The sequence below is a fragment of the Rothia sp. SCPM-O-B-18226 (M350) genome (assembly GCF_058213595.1).
This window is the reverse complement of record NZ_JBYQJS010000002.1, coordinates 42,483-65,814: the sequence shown is the minus strand read 5'-3', so window position 1 is coordinate 65,814 and position 23,332 is coordinate 42,483. Positions and strand designations below refer to the sequence as shown.

18 protein-coding genes are annotated in these 23,332 nt (G+C 63.1%); 4 read left to right on the top strand and 14 right to left on the bottom strand.

The features are described 5' to 3' along the window. Positions 1-66: 66 nt before the first annotated feature. The 6 genes from AC3E6W_RS04375 to dinB all read right to left on the bottom strand — a co-directional run bounded on the left by AC3E6W_RS04375 (position 67) and on the right by dinB (position 7,334). Positions 67-1,926 (bottom strand): peptidoglycan D,D-transpeptidase FtsI family protein, encoded by a 1,860-nt coding sequence (locus AC3E6W_RS04375; protein ID WP_490652424.1) that lies wholly within the window; start codon positions 1,924-1,926, stop codon positions 67-69. A gap of 54 nt (positions 1,927-1,980) precedes the next feature. Then, complete coding sequence (ftsL, locus tag AC3E6W_RS04370; protein WP_490652423.1) at positions 1,981-2,901, bottom strand: cell division protein FtsL; 921 nt, start codon at positions 2,899-2,901, stop codon at positions 1,981-1,983. Positions 2,902-2,963: 62 nt separating this feature from the next. Next, complete coding sequence (rsmH, locus tag AC3E6W_RS04365) at positions 2,964-4,022, bottom strand: 16S rRNA (cytosine(1402)-N(4))-methyltransferase RsmH (RefSeq protein ID WP_490652422.1); 1,059 nt, start codon at positions 4,020-4,022, stop codon at positions 2,964-2,966. Between the two features lie 183 nt (positions 4,023-4,205). Further along, positions 4,206-4,637, bottom strand: coding sequence for a division/cell wall cluster transcriptional repressor MraZ (gene mraZ, locus AC3E6W_RS04360; protein WP_049332640.1), 432 nt, complete (start codon positions 4,635-4,637; stop codon positions 4,206-4,208). A gap of 640 nt (positions 4,638-5,277) precedes the next feature. Next, positions 5,278-5,679 (bottom strand): DUF3040 domain-containing protein, encoded by a 402-nt coding sequence (locus tag AC3E6W_RS04355; protein WP_049332637.1) that lies wholly within the window; start codon positions 5,677-5,679, stop codon positions 5,278-5,280. 266 nt (positions 5,680-5,945) lie between these two features. Further along, on the bottom strand, positions 5,946-7,334 hold the full coding sequence (gene dinB, locus AC3E6W_RS04350) for a DNA polymerase IV (RefSeq protein WP_490652421.1): 1,389 nt from the start codon (positions 7,332-7,334) through the stop codon (positions 5,946-5,948). A gap of 283 nt (positions 7,335-7,617) precedes the next feature. Here dinB and AC3E6W_RS04345 point away from each other — a divergent pair, with 283 nt between their 5' ends. Then, the gene (locus tag AC3E6W_RS04345; RefSeq protein ID WP_399539972.1) at positions 7,618-8,700 is read left to right on the top strand and encodes a polyprenyl synthetase family protein; all 1,083 of its coding nucleotides are present in this window, start codon (positions 7,618-7,620) and stop codon (positions 8,698-8,700) included. 183 nt (positions 8,701-8,883) lie between these two features. On the opposite strand, the gene AC3E6W_RS04340 is transcribed toward AC3E6W_RS04345, so the two are convergent. Continuing rightward, positions 8,884-9,252, bottom strand: coding sequence for an Rv2175c family DNA-binding protein (locus AC3E6W_RS04340; protein WP_049332634.1), 369 nt, complete (start codon positions 9,250-9,252; stop codon positions 8,884-8,886). 166 nt (positions 9,253-9,418) lie between these two features. Here AC3E6W_RS04340 and AC3E6W_RS04335 point away from each other — a divergent pair, with 166 nt between their 5' ends. Beyond that, the gene (locus AC3E6W_RS04335) at positions 9,419-11,194 is read left to right on the top strand and encodes a serine/threonine protein kinase (protein ID WP_490652420.1); all 1,776 of its coding nucleotides are present in this window, start codon (positions 9,419-9,421) and stop codon (positions 11,192-11,194) included. A 241-nt stretch (positions 11,195-11,435) separates the two neighbouring features. Here the strand turns inward: AC3E6W_RS04335 and AC3E6W_RS04330 are convergent, their stop codons facing one another. Beyond that, the gene (locus AC3E6W_RS04330; protein WP_049343467.1) at positions 11,436-12,809 is read right to left on the bottom strand and encodes a class II 3-deoxy-7-phosphoheptulonate synthase; all 1,374 of its coding nucleotides are present in this window, start codon (positions 12,807-12,809) and stop codon (positions 11,436-11,438) included. A gap of 173 nt (positions 12,810-12,982) precedes the next feature. Continuing rightward, entirely contained in the window at positions 12,983-13,741 is a 759-nt protein-coding gene (locus tag AC3E6W_RS04325) for a lysophospholipid acyltransferase family protein (RefSeq protein WP_049343468.1), read from the bottom strand. Between the two features lie 276 nt (positions 13,742-14,017). On the opposite strand from AC3E6W_RS04325, the gene AC3E6W_RS04320 reads away from it, so the two are divergent. Then, the gene (locus tag AC3E6W_RS04320) at positions 14,018-14,947 is read left to right on the top strand and encodes an alpha/beta hydrolase (RefSeq protein WP_049343469.1); all 930 of its coding nucleotides are present in this window, start codon (positions 14,018-14,020) and stop codon (positions 14,945-14,947) included. Between the two features lie 82 nt (positions 14,948-15,029). Continuing rightward, positions 15,030-17,225: an AMP-binding protein gene (locus AC3E6W_RS04315; protein WP_049343470.1), complete on the top strand. Its 2,196-nt coding sequence runs from the start codon at positions 15,030-15,032 to the stop codon at positions 17,223-17,225. Between the two features lie 145 nt (positions 17,226-17,370). Here AC3E6W_RS04315 and AC3E6W_RS04310 read toward each other — a convergent pair whose 3' ends face one another. The 5 genes from AC3E6W_RS04310 to gcvH all read right to left on the bottom strand — a co-directional run bounded on the left by AC3E6W_RS04310 (position 17,371) and on the right by gcvH (position 23,307). Continuing rightward, positions 17,371-18,831, bottom strand: a complete 1,461-nt coding sequence (locus AC3E6W_RS04310) for a mycothione reductase (RefSeq protein ID WP_490652419.1) — start codon at positions 18,829-18,831, stop codon at positions 17,371-17,373. 221 nt (positions 18,832-19,052) lie between these two features. After that, positions 19,053-19,865: a ParA family protein gene (locus AC3E6W_RS04305; RefSeq protein ID WP_296543900.1), complete on the bottom strand. Its 813-nt coding sequence runs from the start codon at positions 19,863-19,865 to the stop codon at positions 19,053-19,055. A gap of 299 nt (positions 19,866-20,164) precedes the next feature. Continuing rightward, positions 20,165-20,734, bottom strand: a complete 570-nt coding sequence (locus AC3E6W_RS04300; RefSeq protein WP_490652550.1) for a MerR family transcriptional regulator — start codon at positions 20,732-20,734, stop codon at positions 20,165-20,167. Between the two features lie 826 nt (positions 20,735-21,560). Next, on the bottom strand, positions 21,561-22,334 hold the full coding sequence (ftsR, locus tag AC3E6W_RS04295; protein ID WP_049332614.1) for a transcriptional regulator FtsR: 774 nt from the start codon (positions 22,332-22,334) through the stop codon (positions 21,561-21,563). A 580-nt stretch (positions 22,335-22,914) separates the two neighbouring features. Next, on the bottom strand, positions 22,915-23,307 hold the full coding sequence (gcvH, locus tag AC3E6W_RS04290; protein ID WP_049343473.1) for a glycine cleavage system protein GcvH: 393 nt from the start codon (positions 23,305-23,307) through the stop codon (positions 22,915-22,917). Between the last annotated feature and the right edge of the window lie 25 nt (positions 23,308-23,332).

Below are 23,332 nucleotides of genomic sequence, written 5' to 3'. Positions count from 1 at the left end.
ATTCTACGGTCTTAATCTCTTGGCGGGTGTTCAGAATCTTGATTCACCCGCGCGAAGAGACGGTCTCTACCCGTTACTCTTACCGTCCGCGAAGATCGGAATCAACTCCGGTTCACCGGTAGAACGCGGCACATTATAGGTGTGCAGGGTCTTCTCCATAATCTTGGAGAACTCAGCCGTCGTACCGTTCGCACCCACGCTACCCTCAGGACGCTGCATGGTCACCGCCACCAAGAACTGCGGGTTCTCAATCGGCGCCACACCAATAAAGGACGTCGTGTTGCCGTCGTAGCCGCCCTTCTCACTCGGAGTTTCCGCAGTACCGGTCTTACCGCCCACGCGGTAGCCGGTCACCTTCGCCGGACGGGCGTGGCCTTGCTCCACCACATTCTCCATGAGGGTCAGGCAGGAGGCGGCAGTCTGCTCGCTGACCATGCGTTCGCCAGGCTCCACGGCACGCTTATGTTCGGTGCCGTCCGCGTCAATGATGGCGTCCACAATGCGCGGCTTCAGACGAACACCCTTATTGCCCAGCGCCTGGAAAATCATGGCGGTCTGCAAAGGAGTCTGCGCAACACCCTGACCGAACAGTACCGTGTACTGCTGACGGCCGTCCCAATCACGCCAATCAGCGATTATGCCCTGCTGCTCACCGGTCAGCTCGATGCCGGTAAACTCGCCGACGCCGTACTTCTTCAACCAGTTGTAGCGTTCTTCCTTGCTGAGCTTCTGACCCACGAGCACGGTGCCGGTGTTCATCGAGTCATGAATAATGCCCGAGAAGGTACGGCGTTGCGCCCCGTGCTCAAACGCATCCTTGAAAGTCTGGCCGTCAATCGTGAGGGTCGCGGGTACGTCGTAAACGCTCGTGGGGGTCGTGAGGCCCTGCTCAATCAGCGCCGAGGAGGTCAGCATTTTCTCGGTCGAGCCAGGCTCCACGCTCTGCGAGATGGCTCGCGGGGTCATATCCGTGGCGTCCTCGATGGTCTTCGCGCCGGGATCCATGGTCGAGGAATCAGCAAGAGCCAAAATGGAGCCGTCACGCACATCCATAACAATGGCGGTACACCATTCAGCTTTCAGCTCCTCGGCGCGGGCGCGCACAACCTGCTGGGCGAAGTACTGGATGTCTCGGTTAATGGTCAGACGCACGTTCTTGCCGTCAACTGCGAGGCGCTGCTCCTCCTTGGCCACGGGGATACGCACACCGTCCGCGCTGATCTCGTAGGTGCGCTCACCGGGGGTACCGGCAAGCTCCTTCTCAAAGACACGCTCAATGCCCACCGAGAAGTTACGGGACACCGTTCCGCCCTTGCCGTTGCCGTCAGCCTCTTCAACAATGTTGTACTTGCCGACCACGGAACCGCCCACGCTACCGTTGGGGTACAGGCGCTGCGAGAAGGCCTCGCCGTAGATGAAGGGCGCGCCAAGGTCGTCAATCTTGTGGAAAATCTCGGGAGAAACGTCGGTCTTGATGACCGAGTACTTGGAGGTGCCGTCCAGCTTCGACTTGATGAATTCGTCGGTGATGCCCGGGTCCACGCTCTTGAGGATATCGGTCATCTCGTAGACCAGCTGGCTCGGGGTCACCTCAATCTTCTCGGTGCGGTCCTCGTTGTAACGCTTAAAGGTGGCGACGGCCGTCTGATCCGCGGTGAGGTTGTAGCGCTGCACCGAGCGGGCCATGACGTTGCCGTTAATATCGAGAATCTGTCCGCGCACTGCGGGAAGCACCTGCGAGCGCAGGCGCTTCTGGCGCGAGGCGTTGGCAACCCCGCCGGGGTCGAAGCCCTGGCGCACGAAAAGGTTTACGCCGATGACGCCCAGGGCACCGGTGGCGGCCGCGCCGGCCAGGAAGCCTCGGCGGGTCAGGTCCGGCTTCCCGGATGCCGGTTCGTTCGCGTGATGGCGCGCGTCGAAGCTCATTCGGGGATATCCTTTCGCGGTTCTCGTGCTGTGTGGGGTGTCGGTTGGGGGCGGCTAGCGGGTGGCCTGGCCGTTCTGTGCGGTGCCGTTAGCAGCACCGTTGTTCGTGTTCGCGGCGTTATTGGCCGCGGCGGGGCTGGCCGTTGCGCTCGCCGAGGCGCTCGCGGCCGCGCTTGCGTGACGTTGCTGGGTGGTCTTATCCGCATCCACCACGCTCTTGGCGTAGCTCTCCTCGGAGCCTGCGGCCGGGGGCGCAATCAGGTTTTGTTCCTTAGTCGCGGCCTTGCCGGTGGGGCTGGCCACGGGCGCGGGGGTTCCCTCAATCTTGGAGGTCTGCAGGTTCAGGGTGGCCTGCGAGGAGCTGGCGAACATGCCCAGGGCGCTCGCGCGCACCGCCAGGTCCTGGGGGGCTTCCTTGAAACCAATCTCCTGCTGCAGGGCCTGGTTCTCCTGCACGAGACGCTGTTCCTGCGCGCGCAGGTCCACCATGTCATACTGTCGGGTCACAATCAGCACATTGAGCAGCAGGATAAAAATCAGGGTCAGCGGGATAGCGGCAAAAACGGCCAGCATGGTCGGCGGGCTCAATCGGCGGGCGCGGCGGGTCACCGCGGACAGCGGCGTGCGTCGGGTGACGACCTCTTCCTCGCGCGGTTCCTCGGTTCGGGCCGCGGCACGCACCGGTCCGGGAACGTGGCCCGAGGTGCGCTTACCCCCGTGAGAGGCGGCGGTGCTTGCCGGGCGAACCAAGGGCTGAGAAGCGGTAACCGGATCCACCCGCGCGCTACGGGTACGGCCGGAATGTACACCCTTGGAGGTGCGGGTCACGCCCGCGCTGTGCGAGGCGTTCGAGGAGCCCAGGCTCGAGCTCAGAGCGCCGGATGCACCCGCCGAGGGGCGCGAAGAACCGGCGCGTCGAGTCCGCGGGGTACCCTGGGCGCGGGTGGGGCGCTGGGATGCGTGCTGGGTGCTCATTCGCTCTCTAATCTTCGTCTTAGGTGGTTACTAGCGTCTGTCGCCTGCGGGCGAGCAAATCGCTACTGGGAGGGGATGCGAATCTTCTCGGCTGCGCGCAGCTTGGCGCTGGCCGCACGAGAGTTTTGCGCAATCTCTTCCTCGGTGGGCGGCTCCGCGCCGCGGGTAATAATCTTGATCGTGGGCTTGTGCTCCTCGAGTTCCACAGGGAATCCCTTCGGCGCCTTGGAGGTCGCCTCGGCTGTGAGGGCGCGCTTCACGATTTTGTCTTCCAGGCTGTGGTAGCTCATCGCAACGAATCGGCCGCCCAGGTTCAGCGCATCCAGGGCCGCGGGAACGGCCCGTTCGAGCGCCTCCAGCTCGTGGTTGACCTCGATGCGCAGCGCCTGGAAGGTGCGCTTGGCGGGGTGGCCGCCGGTACGCTGGGCCGCGACGGGAACCGCCTTCTGAATAATGCGCACGAGCTCGCCGGTAGTCTCCAGGGGTGTGTTGGCGCGGGCAGTGCAGATGGCGCGGGCGATGCGCGAGGCGAACTTCTCCTCGCCCCAATTGCGGATAATGCGGCGCAGCTGGTCCTCACTGTACTCGTTGACCACGATGTGCGCGGTGAGCTCGTCCTCGGAGTTCATGCGCATGTCCAGGGGCGCGTCGTAGGAGTACGCGAAGCCACGGGCGCGTTCGTCTAGCTGCATGGAGGAGACGCCAAGGTCCAGCAGGACGCCGTCAATTCCCTGCACCTCGGCGGTTTCCATGGCGCGGTCGATTTCGTCGTAGACCGCGTGTACAGGCACAAAACGCTCGCCGAAGCGTGCCAGACGCTCCCCCGCGATGGAGTGAGCCTGCAGGTCCCGGTCGATACCGATGAGCACCAGGTTCTCGAACCGCTCCAGCAGCGCCTCGGAGTGGCCGCCCATGCCCAGGGTTCCGTCAATCACGTAGGCGGTTCCGCGTTCCTCCACGGCACGCTCAATGCCGGGTGCCAGCAGGTTGATGCAGCGGTCCAGCATGACGGGCACGTGGCGCTCGCTGGCGTCACGCTCGGAAAGATTGTCGATGGAGGCGCCGGTGACCTTCACCGAGGAGCCGGAGGTGCCGGCTTCGGGGGCGCGTTCTACGCTCATGGGTGCTCCTGTGTGAGGTAATCCTGCGTGGTGGTGAGTGGTGTGTCGATAAAGCGTGTGGGGGGGGGCGCAGACCGCGCATCGGGTCCGCACCGATTTATCGCCCTGCCGAATCGGCGTTCCTGTCGAATCGGCGTTCCTGTCGACTCCGTGTCTCTGCCGATTCGACGAGCCGTCGAGTCGTTAGAGCAGGGGGCTGAAGGGGTCTTCATCCAGGGCCGCGAACTCGGCTTCCGTGCGGGCCAGGTACTCCTCCCAGGCGGAGGCGTCCCAGATTTCCGCCCGGGTTCCGGACCCGATGACCACGAGCTGGTCGCCAAGCCCGGCGTACTGCCGAAGAATCGGAGGGATGGTGATGCGCCCCTGTTTATCGGGTAGCTCATCCGAGGCTCCCGAGAGGAATACTCGCAGGAAGTCGCGGGCGGCTCGCCCCGGCAGGGGTGCGCTGCGCATCCGCTCGTGGATGCGCTCGAATTCCGCGGAGGGGAAAACGTACAGGCATCGTTCCTGACCGCGGGTCAGAACGAGGCCTGCTGAGAGTTCCTCACGGAATTTGGCGGGGAGGATGATGCGCCCTTTGGCGTCCATCCGTGGCGAATAGGTTCCCAGGAACATTCGCGTCACCTCCCCCGTGTGTGCCTGATGCTGAGCCTGTCGTGCGCCCTCGCCTCACGTCCCTTCCGATGGCGCTTGCGGAGCGAGCGGAAGAATACGACGTGCGCCCTGCACCACAGCGGAAACGGGTGCGGAGCACGGCTGAGGGAGGGGGCTTCAGCCTTCTCCTCCACTTTACCCCACTTTCCACCACCTCCCCCACCTCGAGGAAGGTCTTTTAGGGTTTTTATTCCTTCTTTTGCATTTTTTATCTCAACGCACAGCTTCTACACAGGTTAGAGCCGTTTAGCGGCAGAACTTAGATACACAGCAGCGGAGTGGCGCGAGGCACATACAAAAGGAGTTAGCTCCTATTCCGGGCGGGCTATATATGCCTTCACCCGGGGCAACCAGCTTGCCGTACGCAGAAGGATTGAAAGCAAAGCCCACAAGCCCCCAAGCAAGAAAAGGCCACTTGGAGAAAGGCACCGGGCACGAAAAAGCGGAGGCGAGACATACGTCTCGCCTCCGCTTGGGAAAGTCATTATGAGTTCCGGCTTGAACCCTTCAACTCGGCATCCTTAGCCAGGTATTTTCACCTCGGTATTTTCACCTCGGTATCTTCGGTCCGAAACCTGCTGTCCCGGGCCATCAGCGGGTTTTAGTTCTGACCGTTGTTGCGCTCGTCCCAGCGCTCCTCCAGGCGGTTCATGAAGGCCGAGCGCTCCTTCTGCTCGCGGGAGCGGGCGCGGGCGGCACCGCCGGCTTTGCCTCCCAGGAAGGAATCCACGGGGGTCTTCTTGCTGGTGCTGGCGAAGTACACGCCGAAGGCTGCAAAGAGGAAGCCGAGCACGCCCAGCCAGATGAGGTGAGAGGCGACGGCACCAATGATAATGCCCAGGCCGATTAGCACGCAGAGAATTCCGAGCGCCAACTGTCGAGCACTAAATACGGGAGCAGTATTGCCGGTGGAGGACATGGACGAGGCAAAGTTCGGATCCTCATTGCTCATGAGTTCTTCGAGCTGCTCAAGAACTTTCTGTTCACGCTCGGACAGTGCCATCGTGTTCTCCTTTGTCTTTCTGACAACGCGTTCGCGCCGGTATCCACAGCGGGTTGAAACGCATCCCGTGGCGCGCACGCACTCTTTGGTTCCATCCTACCGCGCAAGGCGCGAGCAACGCACTATTTTTAGCCTCTCAGCTACTTATTTTACGAACCATTTTGGGGCTATTTCGACACGTGGATGCGACGGGGCCGGGGAACCCACCAGCCGCCCGTTTCTTTCAGCCTTCGCCGCTGCGATGGTCCACCGATTCTCCTGTCCCTCTATCCGTCACGAGCCTCTTCCGCGGAGCCCGCCTCGGCCCCTCCCGAACGGTCGTCGGTCTTCCGGACGGGTAGCGCAACCCCCGAGGCCGGCTTGATGCTCTCGGCCGAGTACTTCCGCTGAATCGCGTCCATGACGTGCTCAACCTCGGACCAGCGACCGGCCTTCACGAGCACCGCCTCGGTAGCCTCCGGCGCGAGCTTCGACGATCGAGAGTTCAGATCCCCGAGGTTCACCGCGCCTCCGCTCCCCCGATTCCTCGACCCCCGCCCGGCGGGCTTGTACTCGATGGATTCGAAGAGAGCCTGCTGCACCCCGTCCTCGGCGCGAGCCAGTTTCTCAGCCCGCACGCCAATCAGGCGGATGGGTCGCGGTGCCTCGTCCCCGGTCAGGATTCCGTCGGCCCGCAGCGCCTCCAGCGCCAGCTCGGCGATGCGCATCCCCGAATCCAGGGGCGAGCTGAGGGGCACGGATCGAGTGTGGGTCTCGAAACCCGCATAGCGAATTTTCAGGCTCAGCCGCCCCGCGAGGCGACCGGATTCGCGCAGACGCCGCCCGAGCTTGAGACTCAGCTCGCGCACAACCCCGCTGATGGCGGCGGCATCGACGGTATCTTCGGAGAAGGTATGCTCGCCACCCATGCTCTTCTCATCGCGTTCGGTCAGGACGGGCCGGTCATCAATACCCCTCGCAACAGTCCAGAGGTATTCCCCGTGGGAGGTACCGAAACGGTCCCGAAGCCACTCGATGCTCATGGACCGCAATTGCGCAATGGTCTGGATTCCGTAGCCGGCCAAAAGCTTTGTGCTTTTCGAGCCCACGCCCCACAGCGCCGAGACCGGGCGCGGGTCGAGGAATTCCTGCACGCGGCCGGGCGGCACGACCCATAGGCCGTTGGGCTTACTGCCGGTCGAGGCCATCTTGGCCAGCAGTTTATTGGGAGCCACCCCCGCCGAGGAAGGCAGGGAGAGTTCCCCTGCGATGCGCTCACGCGCCCGCTGCGCCAATTGCACGGGGTCCTGCCCGTGCCGGTAGGCGCCCGTAAGATCCACGAAGGCCTCGTCCACGCTCACCTGCTCTACCAGCGGGCTAAGGTCACGCAGAATACCCATGACGGCTCGGGAATAGTACCGGTAATCCGCGCGCAGGGGAAGGACCGTAGCGTGCGGAACCTCGGAGAGGGCACAGCTGAGAGGCATGCCCGAATGAACCCCGTGGGCGCGCGCCTCATAGGAGGCCGAGCATACCACTGAGCGAGGGCCCGTCGGCGCAACGATAATGGGCTTACCCCGAAGCGAGGGGTTCTCGAGGAGTTCGACGTTGACAAAGAAGGCATCCATATCGAGATGCATAATGACGCGCGCATTATCGCGGCCCAGCTTACTCACCCCTCAACCTCCCTTCGACAGCTTTCACCACACCCCAAATATAGCACACGTCTACGAATTAAGCTCCTAAATATTAGTAAACATATTCGTAAATACCCCGTGTGACGCGTTTCTCCACTAAGCTAGAGGGGTGCACACCGCACCCATGCCCATCGTCCCCACGTACACCGAGGATAGTATGACGACCCCTTCCCCCGCCGGAGGCTCCGCAGAGCTGCCCGCAGGCATCGCCGAGGCTCTCGAAAATGAGCAGAGCGCCTACCTGAACGCCTTCAATACCCTGATGGCCGAGTTCTTTGCCGCGCAGCGCGAACTATTGGAGGGCATCTCCCCCGAGACCCTCCCCCTGCTGGAGGCCATCGAATCCCTTTCTACCGGCGGCAAGCGTCTGCGTGCCCTGCTGAGCTATTGGGGTTGGCGCGGGGCGGGAGGCGCACCCGTGACCGAGAACCGCGGCACCTGGTCCATCGTGAAGGCCGGCATGGCGGTGGAGCTATTCCAGACCTCCGCGCTCATTCACGACGACATCATCGACCGCTCCGACACCCGCCGCGGCGCCCCCTCCGTGCACAAGCGTTTCGAGGCCGCGCACGAGCAGAATAACTGGCGCGGCGACGCCTTCAACTACGGTCTGACCGGCGGCATCCTGGCCGGCGACCTGACCCTCGCCTGGTCGGCGGAGGTCTTTGCGTCCCTGGGCGAGGGCGCACTATACGGTTCCCCGGCGCGCACCATTTTTGACCGTATGCGTTCTGAGGTTCTGGCCGGGCAGTACCTGGACGTCTACTCCGAGGTGCTCGACACCGAAGATGCCAGCTCGGCCCTGCAGCGAGCGCTCAACGTGATTCGCTTCAAGTCCGCCAAGTACTCGTGCGAGCACCCCTTCACGCTCGGTGGGGCCCTGGCCCTGCAGGCGCGGGCTTTGGAGAGCGGGGCCAGCGCAATCAGCGAGGAGCACCCGGTGCTGGCAGGCTACCGGGCCTTCGGTCTGCCGCTCGGTGAGGGCTTCCAGCTGCGCGACGACGAGCTGGGCGTTTTCGGTCGTCCCGAGGTGACCGGCAAGCCCGCCGGTGACGACCTGCGCGAGGGTAAGCGCACCGTCCTGGTGGCGCTGACCTCCGCGGCCCTCAGCGAGCAGGAGGCAGCGCTCCTGCACGACAGCCTGGGCAACCCCAACCTGAGCGATGAGCAGGTGGAGCGCATCCGTGAGCTCATGGTGTCCTCGGGTGCTTTCGCCGAGCACGAGCGGCTGATTGAGCAGAAGTCCCATGCGGTCTTTGAAGCTCTGGATGCGCTGGAGCTCGACGAGCTCGTGCGCGCGGCGCTGAGCGATATCGTGGACCGCGCGCTACGTCGCAAGTCCTAAACGGGCGTGTTTTCAGCCCGCGAGGTGCATCGCGAAGGAATCGTTAAACGACAGCGGATGGGGTAGCGTGAACGCTACCCCATCCGCTGTTTTATCAGTTGAGTTCCCGCCGTGCGAAGAGCACCCGGGCCGGAGTGTTTACCGGCCCCCTGCGCCTCCGCGTTGCGGCGCTACCCTCCGGTGCTACCAGGCCAGGGCCTGGGCGCGGCGACGAATCTCGGTCTTGCGGCCGTCAATCAGTGCGTCGATCGGGCGGCCGGGCAGGGATTCGTCCTCGGTGTACAGCCAGACGATGGCTTCCTCATCGCTGAAGCCGGAGTCCTTCAGCACCACGAGGGTGCCCTTGAGGGATTCCAGCACGCGCGAACCGTTCAGGAACAGCGCGGGAACCTTGCGCACATTGGTTTCGGGGTCGCGCAGGGCGATGAGCGTACCGTCAGAAATCAGGTTGTGCACGCGGGTCACCTTCAGATCGAGGGCCTGCGCAATATCGGGAATAGTGACCCAATCGCCGACGAGGGCGAAGGTCTGAGCAATATTTTCGTTAGTCACCTTTTAAGAGTGCCAGAGCCGACTCATATTTACCACTTTCGACCCGCTCAGCCGCGCGGAGCGTCACAATCCGCTCAGGCGGTTGCCTTAGAATCAGCTGAGTATTGCCCTCCCGATAACCTTTTCCCCGCCGCGCGATTGGGCCGAGCGATAAGATAGAGGCCGTATGAATATTCCCCTCCCGCGCCCCCGTTCTTCCGCGCACACTCACTCATCGCCCTCGCATCCTCCCGCCTCTTCTACGGTTCCTCCGGCCACCACCGCGCCCGCACAGGGTGCCACGGTCGGCTCTTCGGAGTGGCTGAGCGGTGCCATTATCGAGGGACACTACCAGGTGGGCTCGCTGATTGGGCGGGGTGGCATGAGCGAGGTCTACTACGCGCTGGATCTGTGGTCGAACAATCCTGTGGCGCTCAAAATCCTCTCCCCTTCTCTGGCGCAGGACGCCGCCAACCGGCAGAAATTCCACCGCGAGGAACGCTCGATGCGCCAGGTGGGCGGCGGACACACGGTGGGTGTCATCTCTTCGGGCACCGAGTACGTGGCCGGGCAGATGGTCATGTATATCGTGCTCGAATACGTGCACGGATGCACGCTCAGCCAGCTATTGCGCACGCGGCGCGCCCTGAGCCTGGACGAGGCGCTGGATGTTCTGCTGCCGGTGGTGGATGCCCTCTCGGAGGTGCACGCCAACCGCTACCTGCACGGTGATATTAAGCCGGGCAATATTCTTCTGGATGCCAACGGCCAGGTGAAGCTGACGGACTTCGGTCTGTCACGCCGCGACGATCAGGTGGATTCCGGCGCCCCCATGGGTACTCCCGCCTACGTGGCGCCGGAGGTCCTGGACCCGCAGGTGAAGGTGGGCGCGCAGGCCGATATCTTCGCGCTCGGCGTCATGATGTACCGCATGCTGGCGGGGCGACTGCCCTTCGTGGGTTTGGAGAACGACCAGCAGGTGCTGTACCACAATGCCAATATTGAGATGCCCCCGCTCGGCGATATCGCCCCGGGCATCGACCGCGACGTGGCCGGAATTATTGCCTGGTGCACCCGCAAGCAGCCGCAGGCCCGCCCCGAGGACGCCACCGAGCTTTTCGCCTCTCTCAAGGAGGTTGCCGAGTCTCTCGGCGAGTCCGAGCTGTCCTGGCGCGCTCCGAGCGTCCCGGAGCCTACCTCAAGCCTGTGGGAGGCGGTGGCCGAGATCGCCGAGCGCAGCGGCGCGGGGCAGATGGTGCGCAACACCCCCATCAGCGCGTTTAGCGATGCCGGAGACCTGCTCGCCTACGACGTTTATTCTCCGGATAGCCTGCTCACCGGTTCCCGAGAGGAGGTGCATCTGGCCGACGTGGACGCGGAGGACTCGGTGCTCAACCCCGAGGGTATTCCCCCGCTCAAGAGTTCGGCACCCGAGGCTTCGGTTGCCGCCGATGGCGGCAAGCCCAACGAGGCCGATGACTCGCGGGGGTCGGAGGGGCTTCAAAGCTCCGGCGCCTCATCCGATGCATCCGATGCACCGTCCGTCGGCGGCGGAGGCTCCGTCGGCATCGGGCCGCAGACCGAGCAGGAGTTTATCTCGACCTTCGGTGAGTACGCCCCCATCTACGCCGAGCGCGCGCTCAACGCCTACCCCGACTACTCCGATGCCGCGCAAAGCCCGGACGGGGCGCACACCCCTGATACTTCTCGGCGGGATTCCGGCGGGAGCACCGGTTCCACCGATTCCTCCGGCTTCACGTCGCGGGATGCTCTCCACCGCGACCGCCGACTGCCGGTACGTGAGCTCACCCCTCCCCCCTCAGGCGCGGCGATGGGTGTGTGGGCGCTGACGGTGATTCTGCTGGGCATGAGCGCCAGCTTCAGTGGGTGGTGGCTCGCGACCTCCATCCTGCAGTCGGAGTGGTGGAAGAACTTCGCGAGCTTCTTCGGCCTGGGCTACTAGATGCTCAGCCGCCGGGATTCATCGGGAATCGGGGTTCATCGGGATCCCGCCGGGGACCAAACCGTTAGGAGCTCAGAATCTCTCCTCACCCCAGAACGCTCCAAGCACCCTCGCCGCTAAGCGCCGTCTCAGCTAAGCGCCGTCTTCACTAAACGATACGGGCCCGGCCCCTCACTCTTGAGGGGCCGGGCCCGTTAGTACGTCGCAAGGGCGTACGAGAAGCGATGACGCGAAAACGTCCTTAGCCGCGGCTACCGCGGTTCTTGAGGTACTCGGAGACCAGGAACGCGATTTCCAGGGACTGCGAGTGGTTCAGACGCGGGTCGCACAGGGACTCGTAGCGGTCAGCCAGTGCTGCCTCGTCGATAGCGTCGGAGCCGCCCAGGCACTCGGTCACGTCGTCGCCGGTCATTTCCACGTGGATACCGCCGGGGAACGAACCCAGTGCCTCGTGCACCTCGAAGAAGCCGCGAACCTCGTCGAGCACGTCGTCGAAGCGGCGGGTCTTGTAGCCGGAAGGCACGGAGATGGTGTTGCCGTGCATCGGATCGGTGACCCAGACGACCTTCGCGCCCTCAGCCTGCACGCCTTCAACGATTGCGGGCAGCTTCTCGCGGATGTTCTTCGCACCCATGCGGGTGATGAAGGTCAGGCGGCCGGGCTCGCGGTTCGGGTCGAGCTTGTCGATCAGTGCGAGTGCATCCTCGGTGGTGGTGGTCGGGCCCAGCTTCACGCCGATGGGGTTGCGGACCTTGGAGAGGAAGTCAACGTGAGCGTCGTCGACGCCGCGGGTGCGCTCACCAATCCACAGGAAGTGTGCGGAGGTGTCGTAGGGCAGCTGGGTGCGCGAATCGATGCGGGTCAGGGCGCGCTCGTAGTCCAGAACCAGGGCCTCGTGGCCAACGTACATGTCGGTGGTCTTGAGGGCCTCGAAGTTCACACCGCAGGCTTCCATGAACTTGAGGGCGCGACCGATTTCATTAGCGGTCTTCTCGTAGCGCTCATGCGCGGGGTTGGAGGTGAAGCCCCGGTTCCACTGGTGCACGGCGCGCAGGTCTGCGAAGCCGCCCTTGGTGAAGGCGCGCACCAGGTTCAGGGTGGAAGCGCTGGTATGGTAGCCGCGCAGCATGCGCTTGGGGTCGTGCACGCGGGCCTCGGGGGTGAAGTCGAAACCGTTGACGGTCTCGCCGCGGAAGGAGGGCAGGGTGACGTCGCCGCGGGTTTCCATGTCTGCGGAGCGCGGCTTGGAGAACTGGCCGGCCATGCGGCCCATCTTCACCACGGGCATGGAGGCGCCGTAGGTGAGCACAGCGGACATCTGCAGGATGGTCTTGACGCGGCCGGAGATCTTGTCGGCGGTTGCGCCGGCAAAGGTCTCGGCGCAGTCGCCGCCCTGCAGCAGGAAGGCGCGACCTTCGGCCACCTCGCCGAGAGCCTGGCGCATGGCGTCCACCTCGCCGGCAAAGACGAGCGGGGGAACCGAGTTCAGCTCTGCGATGGTGCTGGCGAAGTCTTCGTGCTCGCTCCAGGTGGGCTGCTGGTCAATGTGCAGCTCGCGCCAGTTATCCAGACCGTGGTCGTCGGTCTGCGCGGTGTTGAGGTTCTGGGTGCTCATCATTCACTCCGTCGGGATGGTCTTGTGCGTCGTCTCTCGACCCCGCGCGGACGGGGAAGAGATGGGTATATTGTACTCTTACGGTGTTTACGAACGCCCCGGGCCGGGGCTTCATCTCAGGATTCAGATAACCCCTAGTCGGCCCGTGTGGCCGTGCCGTCCGCCTATGCCTTCTAGCGTTTCTCGTTCTGCAGTCGGGACACGGCCTCATCGGCGCTCAGGTGCTCGTCGGCCATGAGCTTCTTGACGCGATCCGCGTAGACGTCCACGTACTCCTGCCCGCTCAGGGCGCGAATCGCCGCGCCGATGGTATCGGCGACCTCGCGCTGGGAGCGGTAGCTGATCTCGACGTCGGCGGTGTACTTCTCGAAGGTGAGGGGCTTGCCGATGACGGTGCGCACGCGAATCGGCTCGCCATCGTGGCGCAGGTGGATGCGGTTCGAACCGGAGGGCTGAATCAGGTCGGTGCCAATCTGCCCGATGGGAACGACGGGCACCCGTGACTCGAGGGCCAGGCGGGCCACGCCCACCTTGGGACGGTAGCCGCGGCCGTCGGGGCTACGCGTTCCCTCGGGATAAATGCCGATGATGCCGCCCTCGGCGAGAACCCGCGCGCCGGCGTCGAGGGATTCCTGGCTCTTCTGACCGCCGGAACGGTCCATGGGCAGCTGGCCCACCCCGCGGAAGAATGCGGCCATCGCGCGGCCCTTGAGCCCCGGGGTCGTAAAGTAGTCGCTCTTGGCGAGGAAGTTCACGGTGCGGGGCAGCGCAAGCGGAATAAAAATGGAATCGCAGAACGCCAGGTGATTGCTGGCGACGATGAAGGGGCCCTTGGGCAGGTTCTCTAGCCCCATCACCTCGTGGTGGTACAGGCCCGTCAGCAGTGGCGAACCAATAATCTTGAGGCTTCGGTACAGGGCGGTGGTCGGCATGGGGATCTCCTCTCTGAATATTCCCGGCTCAATTCTAGCCTGTCTCTGTGGCTCTCCCCGACCGCCACCGTATTCCGCGTCCGCATTACGGCGAATGTGCGACACGAGTCGGCTACCTGCTCCGCCCTCCGCTGAATCCGTCGTCCTCCTCCGCCGGCAGGCTCACCTCACAGGTGCCGTCGAGGCGGGCGAGGTATTCTAGGGCCGAGGGGCGGTGCGCGTCTCTCCCCCGCGCCGGCCGTTAGCCCGCGCCCCCGGCATTGTCTAAGGAGGGCCATGAGTATTTTTGATAGCTCGCTTGAACCGATTAAGCGTATGCGGCGCAAGGCCCGCGAGCGCCGCCTCCTGGCCACCCGGGAGGTGCGAGAGATGCTGGAGCACCGTTTCGGGGGCGACCCCAATGTCTTCGATCATTCCCCGCTATCCTTCCGTCCGGAGCCCCAGAGCGCCGAAGGTTCCCGCGGGGTTGGAGCCTCTGAGCCCGGCGTGGGCATCCTTATCGTGCACGGTTTCACCGGTTCCCCGCACAGCATGCGCCCCATCGCCGAGCGTTTCGCGGCGCTGGGCTACCCCGTGGAGATGCCGCTACTCGCGGGGCACGGTACCCGCTGGCAGGATATGCGCCTGACGGATTACCGCGACTGGCTGAACTCGGTCGAGTCCGCCTACCGTCGTCTCACCGACGAGGGCCTTCGGGTCGTCGTCATCGGCATGTCGATGGGTGGCACGCTGGCCGTGAACCTCTCCGCGCGTCTGCCGGTGCTCGGCACCGCAGTCATTAACCCCTACATGGTGGATGTGAACCCGCTGATGCGCCACGCCGGGGTCGTCTCGAAGCTTCTGCCGGCGCTTAAGTCGGTGGGCTCGGACATCGCCATTCCGGGCGTGAGCGAGGGCGCGTACCGGCTGACGCCCACCGCCTCGGTGTACCAGCTACACCTGCTGGGGGCCGAGACCCGCGAGCTGTTGCCGCGCCTGAAGGCGCCGGTGCTGTGCCTTCGCTCGCTAGGCGATCACACTGTGTCCGATAGCTCCCATAAATATTTTCTCGAACATTGTTCAGCTCCTGTAGAATTTAGATGGCTAACCCGTAGCTACCACGTGGCGACGCTCGACTACGACGCCGAGTATGTGCTCGCCTCGCTCCAGGATTTTGTCACCGAAATAGCCCACCGCCCTGCTCCCGCGGACCGCATCACCCCGTAGGCGCAGTACCGTATTCCACCCCGCGACTCCCGTAGAGCCGCACCGGGACCGTGCAGAGGCCGCCCCAACCGAAAGGCGCATCATGAAAGTCTTTTCTTCCCCCGCAGAGGTCATTGTCGACCCCTCGTTGAACCTCACGAGCCTCGTTGAGCGTCACCGCGCCAACAGCGCGGACCCCGTGCTGTACCGTCGCCAGATGTCCCCGGGCAATTGGCAGCCGGTACGCGCCAGCGAGTTTTACCGTATGGTGGCCGACCTGGCGAAGGGCATGATTGCCGCGGGTATCCGCCCGGGTGACCGCGTGGGCATTATGAGCCGTACCCGCTTCGAGTGGACCGTAATCGACTTCGCCATCTGGTACGCCGGTGCTATCTCCGTGCCGGTCTACGAAACGAATGCCCCCGCCCAGGCCTCCTGGGCGCTCTCCCACTCCGAGGCCACCGCGGTCTTCGTCGAGGATGAGAAGCTGCTGGGCCGCATCAAGGAGGCCGAGGAGCTTTCCGCATCCGCCGAAGAGCCCATGCAGCTGAAGCACCGCTGGGTCATCGAGAACGGCGACCTGGATTCACTGAGCGCCCGTGCTTCCGAGGTCAGCGACGAACAGCTTGAGCAGGCACGCACCCGCGCCACCTGCGATGACATCGCGACCATTGTGTACACCTCCGGCACGACCGGCCGCCCCAAGGGTTGCCCGCTCACCCACGGCAATTTCCTGAACCTGAGCGCCAACACGCGCTTCGTGGAAAGCGAGATTGCAAACCCCCGCAACTCGTCGATTCTCTTCCTGCCGCTGGCCCACGTGCTGGCTCGCCTGATTCAGGTGCTGGCCCTGGACGCCGGTGTGGTTATCGGCCACTCCCCGAACATTAAGAACCTCGCGGCCGATCTTGATAGCTTCAAGCCGACCATGCTGCTGGTAGTCCCCCGAGTCTTCGAGAAGGTGTACGAGGGGGCCAAGGCCAAGGCCGAAAAGGGCGGTTCTCTCAACAAGGCTCTTTTCGACCGCTCGGTGGATATCGCGATTGCCTGGTCGAAGGCGAAGGTCACCGGCCATGTATCTTTCAAGCTCGCGGCGCAGTACGCCCTGTACGACCGTCTCGTGTACTCCAAGCTGCGTGCGGCCCTGGGCGGGCAGCTACACTACGCTGTCTCCGGAGGCGGCCCGCTGGGCGAGCGCCTCGCGCACTTCTTCCACGCGGTGGGCGTGCAGGTCATCGAGGGCTACGGCCTGACCGAGACCTGCGCTCCCATCGCGGCCGGGCGTATCACCCCGTATCAGATCGGTAGAATCGGCCCGCTCCTTCCGGGTGCCGAGGGCACCATCGCCGAGGACGGCGAGCTGCTGGTGCGCGGTGTGGGCGTCATGAAGGGGTACTACAAGAACCCCGAGGAGGACGCCCAGGCCTTCACCGAGGACGGCTGGTTCCGCACCGGCGACCTGGCCGAGTTCGACGAGGCCGGGTTGCTGAAGATTGTGGGACGCAAGAAGGAAATCATCGTCACCGCCGGCGGCAAGAACGTCATTCCGGGCATTGCGGAGAACCATCTGCGCACCTCTCCCCTGGTCTCTCAGGCCATGCTGGTGGGGGATGAGAAGCCCTTCATCGCGGCCCTCGTGACCCTGGATCCGGATACCCTGCCCGAGCAGCTCGAGCACCTGGGGCTGCCGCGTTCACTGTCCATCCCGGAGGCGGCCGTGCATCCGGCGGTACGCGCCGCCGTGCAGCGAATTGTGGACGAGGCGAATCAGCTGGTCTCGCGCGCCGAGGGTATCCGTGAGTTCCGCATCATGAACCGCGACCTGACCGAGGAGGACGGCTATCTGACCCCCTCGCACAAGATTCGCCGTGCGAAGGTGCTGCAGGATTTCTCCTCCTACGTGGATGAAATGTACGGCCGGGTTACCGCCACCACGTCGGATTCACTGTCCCGACTGCAGGACTACGCCGCCGAGCAGACGGAGCGACTCGTGGAGCTGCGCGACCAGGCGACCGAGCGCCTGGCCGAGTACGCCGATCAGCAGGCCGAGCGTCTGGCCGAGTTCCGTGACCAAGCAACCGAGCGCCTGGGCGAGCTGCGTGAACAGGCCGTCGAGATGATTCAGGAATACCAGGAGAACCGTGCGGTAGCCGTCGGGGATTCTGAAGAGACTGAGGAATCCGCGGAAAGCACAAAAAACGCGAAGGGCGCCGACACGTCTGCCGAGACCGCAGAAGAGCCGGGTTCGCAGGATGCTCCGCGGGCAGAAGCTCAGCACGCAGAAAAGAAGCCCGAGTAGCGGAGCTAGGGCCGCGCCGCTCTAGTTCTGGCCAAAGCAATAAACGCAAGTAGGAGGGGGTCGCACCGATTCGGTGCGACCCCCTCCTTTGGTGTTTTGCGCCCCCGAGATTCAAGGCTTCAGAGGTGTTCCATGTGCCCGGGCGTTAGGCCTGAGCGGGCTCGTCGAATTCCAGGCCGAGCAGCGCGTTCTCAATGATTTCGGTCAGTGCCGGGTGAATCCAGTACTGACCGCGGGCCAGGGTGCGGGCATCCTGGTTGAAGCTCATGGCCTGAATCAGCGGCTGGATGAGCACGGAGGACTCTTCACCCACCAGGTGTGCACCGAGCAGTTCACCGTTGTCCTTGCGGGCAATCAGCTTACACAGACCAATCTGATCTTCCATTGCCCAGCCGTAGGCGGTATCGCCGAAGTTCTGGGCCTTGACGGTAATCTCGAATCCTTCGCGAGCGGCAGCCTCGCGGGCCTGCTCCTCGGTCATGCCAACAATGGCGATCTGCGGGTTGCTGAAGATCGCGCCCGGCACGTAACGGTGATCGCTCGCGCGCAGATCCTCGGGGTGGCTGAGGTTGTACTGCACGACGCGCGCCTCGTGGTTGGCCACGTGCTTGAGCTGGTAGCGGCTGGAGACATCGCCTAGGGCGAAGACGCCGGGGACGGGCGCGCCGTTGTAGAGCACGCGCTGGTACTTGTCGACGCTGAGCAGGCCGCCGTCCTGCACGTCGAAGTAGTTCTTGGCGTTCAGCACGTCGGTGTTGGGGCGGCGACCGGTTGCTACGAGCACAGCGTCTGCCGGGATTTCGAGCAGCTCTTCACCGTTCTCGGAAGCACGCTTCGCCACGACGGTCACGCTGCCGTCGGCGTTCTCACGGATTTCGGCGAGGGAGGCTTCCTTGACGATGTTCCACTGCTTGCTTGCGGCTTTCTCGAAGCGTTCCACGACCTCCGCGTCCACACCGCGCAGCAGGCGGGAGGAGCGGTTCAGCTGGGTGACTTCGGTGCCGAGCGCAGAGAAAACGTGGGAGAATTCTGCCGCAATCACGCCGCCGCCGATGACGACCATGCGGTCGGGTAGCTCGTCCAGGCGCATGACGTTGTCGTTGGTGTAGACCTTGGAGGAGTCAATACCGGGCACGGGAGGCAACACGGCACGGGAACCAGCGGCAATCACGATCTGCCGACCGTGCAGGCGGGTGCCGTCGGTCAACTCCAGCGTGTGCGAACCGACGAAGCGTGCGTACTGAGCGTAGAAGTCTACGTTGGGCAGGCCTGCACGCCAATCGCGGCCGCCCTCGGAAATACGGTCGATGCGGGAGGCGAAGATACGGTCGCGAATCTCGGACCAGTGCACGGCATCCACGTGTGCGTCGACGCCCAGGTGCTTGACCTCGCGGGTCTTCTGCGCGATGGTTGCCGGGTAGACGTACATCTTGGTGGGAATACAGCCCACGTTCAGGCAGGTTCCGCCAAAGATGCCGCCGTCGACCAGTGCAACCTTCTTATCGTCCCATTCGGGGCCGATAAGGGTGTTACCCGAGCCGGAACCAATCACGATGAGGTCATACTGGGCTACCCCGTCGATGCGTTCCAGGTGTTCGATGCTCACGATGTTCTTCTCTTTCTCTGTCTTACCTGCGGCACGACCGCGGCCCCGTACGGAAACGTCGGGGATTCCTAGGAGCGTGCGGCTCTTTTACTGCCACTATAACGCGTCGGGGAGCACGGCTATTCCCGTAGAAACCCCTATCGCCAGATCAGCCCGGAACATGATGCGGCACGCAACTCGAACGTTCACCTCTTCGCCCGATCGATGACCCGGTTGACGGCCTATAGGTCGGCCATGAGCCCGACCAGCAGGCGGGTAAAGTCCACGGCGGGTTCGACGGATTCTTCGTCGGGCCAGAAGTGAATCGGGTAGGCGGCACCCTGGGCTCGCTGCAACACGGGGCTTTCTCGCAGTACGGGTTCGGCCACGAGGTCACCAAAGAGCGAGCGCATCTCGTCTCGGCGGTACTGGTGCTCGCTATCGTCCGGGCGCATCTTGTTGATGACGACCCCGGCCCCGTCGATGCTTGTGCCGCTCTCTTGCTGGAAGCGCAGGATGGCGCGCAGGGTGCGTTCCGTGCCGGCCACGGAGAAGAGGGAGGGCTCGGCCACGGAGAGGATGCGCTGGCTGGCGGCCCAGCCCATCGAGGAAAGCGTCCCCAGGAAGGGCGGGCAGTCAATCAGAATCACGTCGTAGGCGTCCGCCGCGGCGTCCACCATGCGCTTGAATCTGCGGATGAACGGTGCGGCTTCCTGGCGGTCCACGAGGGTGGAACGTGCCGACCCGCGGGCGACCCGCACGCTACCGGTGTCGACGGGGGTGTTGGTCAGCAGGGTCGGTTTGCCCACCAGCCTGTTCCAGGCGGACTCTCCGGCTTCATCGGCGAAGGCTCGTTCATTGGTGCTGGCAATCAGGGAGGCCACGTCGGGGATACTTTCGTCGACGGCTAGGCCGGTGCTGGCGTCTCCGTGAGGGTCGAGGTCAATGACGAGTGCGGAAAGGCCGCTGTGTAGCGCCGCGGAGGCGAGCCCCAAGGTGATGGAGGTTTTACCCACGCCGCCCTTGAGGCTACTGATACTAACGATTCGGGACATTGAGAATCCGTGATATGAGTGAGGTGTAATGCTCCTTCATTCTAGCGAATCCGCGTGCTTCTTCCGGACCTGACAGGGGGTAACGTGAGTTTTTTCTCAACCTATCCTTGAATATTTGCTCGTTATGCCCACCATGCGGTCTCGATGCGCCTTTTTGGCACCCTGAGTGTTTTTACCCTCTCCCCCACAGATAGCGTTCTGCCCGCCCGTGCATCGTTGGTGCTCGGGCGGGCAGAAGAAAAAGTATGGGGTCTGTGGGGCTGGAACCCCGCAGTTATGATCGACGGGTCAGACGAGTATTAGGCCTGGGCGCGGCGGGCGCGGCGGGCGGCGAGTTCGTCACCTTCGAAGGAATCGTGCATTTCCTCGCCGGGCTGGCCATTGAGGTTCATCTCGATTTCTCGCCACACGCGACCGATGGCGATGCCGAAGACGCCCTGACCGGCCTGTACCAGGTCGATAACCTCGCTGGGCGAGGTGCACTCGTATACGGTGGTGCCATCGCTCATGAGTGTGATATCGGCCAGGTCATCCAGGCCTCGGCTTCGCAGGTGCTCGATGGAGAGGCGAATCTGCTGCAGGGACACGCCGGTGTCGAGCAGGCGCTTCACAATCTTGAGCACGAGAACGTCGCGGAAGCTGTAGAGGCGCTGGGTACCGGAACCGGATGCGCCGCGCACGGTGGGAACCACAAGATTGGTGCGGGCCCAGTAGTCGAGCTGGCGGTAAGTGATGCCGGCTGCCTTGCAGGCGACAGCACCACGGTAGCCCAGGTTTTCCTCCACCACAGAAACGGGGTCTGCGAAGAGCACACCCTGTTCACCGCGAGGCGGCGGTGCCGCGGGAAAGAGCGCGTCGAATCCGTCCAGGGGCTGGTCGAAGCTCGGGTACGCCTCGTCAGTGCCTGTGCTCTCGCCGGTCTGTCCGGCGGTCTGGTGCTCCACCACGGCCCCTCCTTTTGTGTCCTCGTATGCGGCATCCGCAGAATGCCAGTCACGCGTCTTAGCTAGTTTTCGCCCGGTTCCCGGATGCCCGTTGGGCGTAGCGGGAGCCGTTAAGCGATACACCGCGCCCCATCAATCGGCGGCCGGTATCGCCCCGAATACATCGTTCCGCTGGAGAACGATTCGAGGGTCGACAGAGCGACCGGTGCGCGATAGGCGCGGCTCATTCACTCCATTTTAACCGATACGGTGCCCTACTTAAAATCGAACGCACCGTGAGAGTCGTTCTTTCTCCTCTCAGAATCCACTCAAGATGCCCCTCACGCTCCCCCCCCCCCACAGCAAGCCCACGATATCCGCCCCAGGTAATCTCGCGGGCCGCCCCGAGGGCAAAGCTACCACCGAGTTACCATTCTTCGTCGGGTATCGAGCCTACGGGCCTCCGCCTCCACTCCCCCGGCCTTAAATAGCGAATGCGCGCCAATCCGGAGACTGGCACGCATTCGCCGCTGAGTTAAGTGAATAGCCTTTGGCAGGCCGGGAGCCCCTGGTATAGAAGCTCTTCGTGTTGGACGAAGGGGTAGAAATCCGCGTTTTAGAAGCGGCATCGTCCAAATCTTGGGAGTTACCACCCGCGCACGGACGGTAACCACGGGCTTACGCCACACAGGACGTATCCCCGGAGGAAGGGCAGATGACACCACCCGGTCGCGGCCGACTCCTTGAGGATCCGTGCCGCGGAGTCGCCCTCCTACTCGTAAGTAGGCATGGCCGACTCGACGAGAGTCGCATGCAGCTGCAGGCAGAGCTTGCGAATCTTATCGGCTCGGTCCTGTGCCTGAGCCTGCGACGCCGCATCGCGACGGGAGGCCAGGGGGGCCACGGCGATTTCCACGAGGGAAATCTCGCGATCAGCGGCCGACTTGAAGGCGCGCAGGTGACGAGGCTGAATACCGTGCTGGGTCAGTTCCGCGCTAACGCGGGCAATCAGCACGTCGTAGTCGGTGTACTCGTGGTCCGCTCCGTCTTCCAAAAGACCGAAGTCAATCAGGTCACGGATGAGCTCGGGAGTGGTGTTCGCGTACTCGGCCAACTCGCGTAGGGTGTAGGTACGGCCCTCCTGTGCGTTGGTACCGAGGACGCTGTCCAGGACTTCCTCGCTGACGGTGGTCGGCATGGAGTTCAGGACTCGACCGGCCTCCAGGTCATCCAGGTGCTGACGGATTACCTTCAGCGGCATGTAGTGATCGCGCTGCATGGTGAGGATGTAGCGCAGGCGCTCGATATCCGTCTGGGAGTACTTGCGGTATCCGGTTTCGGTACGGCTGGGATGCACCAGGCCTCGCTCCTCCAGGAATCGGATCTTGGAGGCGCTGATCCCGGGGAATTCCAGGTCGAGCTGGCTTAGAACCTGACCGATGGTTCGGCTCTTCACCTCGCGCGGGTTACGGTCAGAGGCACCGTGCTCCGCGCTGTCCAGTGCGGCCTCAGACTTGCTGAAGCCATCATCGATGCGTGAGGTCATCTATGTCTTTCGGGTATGTACCGGCCGATTACGTTACGCACCGAGTTGAGTGAGTAGTGCGCCCTTTCGAGGAAAAGGTATCGCTTCGTGCCGGTTGTCTTTGCTTCTTGTGTTGAGAGTGTGATAGATCGGCCCATTTGTTTATCACGAAATGATAAACCGTGAACCTTCCAGATAATCTTATAGCCTCACAAGGCATTTCGCTATTCAGAAGGGTCATTTCAAGCCCTTCTGAACCCCAAAAACAACCACAAATTCAAACACAATTCCGCAGTAACGGTACCAATTTTAGCAAGAAACCCGAAAGCTAAACATACCCTCCAAATATTGGACTGCTTTACGAGGAAAATTTTATCTTCTCGCGATGGTTGAAGTTTTCATCACATTTAACCTAAAAGAGCCCCCCACTTGGGGTTTAGCACTATTTCACCCTCCTTCAACGACTTCATAAACCCTCGCGAAGAACCTTAAAGATGCCCGTTTATTTGCGTTTGTGTGCACCTACAAAGAAAAGCGGCGAGACCAATTTGGTCTCGCCGCTTTACCTCTAGACACCCCCACAGGGGTGGGTTCTTAAGGCTTAAAGCTTGTCCAGCTCTGCCTGGTAGCCCTCTGCAGTCAGCAGGTTTGCCAGGTCATCAGCGTTCTCGGGACGAATCTCAACGATCCAGCCCTCACCGTAGGGATCGGAGTTCACCTGTGCGGGGTCGTCCTCCAGGCCCTCATTGACGGCGACAATCTCGCCGGAGATGGGTGCAAAGAGATCGGAGACAGACTTGGTGGACTCGATCTCACCAAAGCTTTCCTCGGCGGCCACGGAGTCGCCAACGCTGGGAAGGTCAACATACACGACGTCACCCAGAGCGTCCTGAGCGTGGTCGGTAATGCCGACGCGGACGGTGCCCTCAGCGGTGAGAGCAGAGACCCACTCGTGCTCGGAAGTGTACGAGAGTTCTGCGGGAACGTTGCTCATAGCAGCGGTTTCCTTTCAGTGTGTT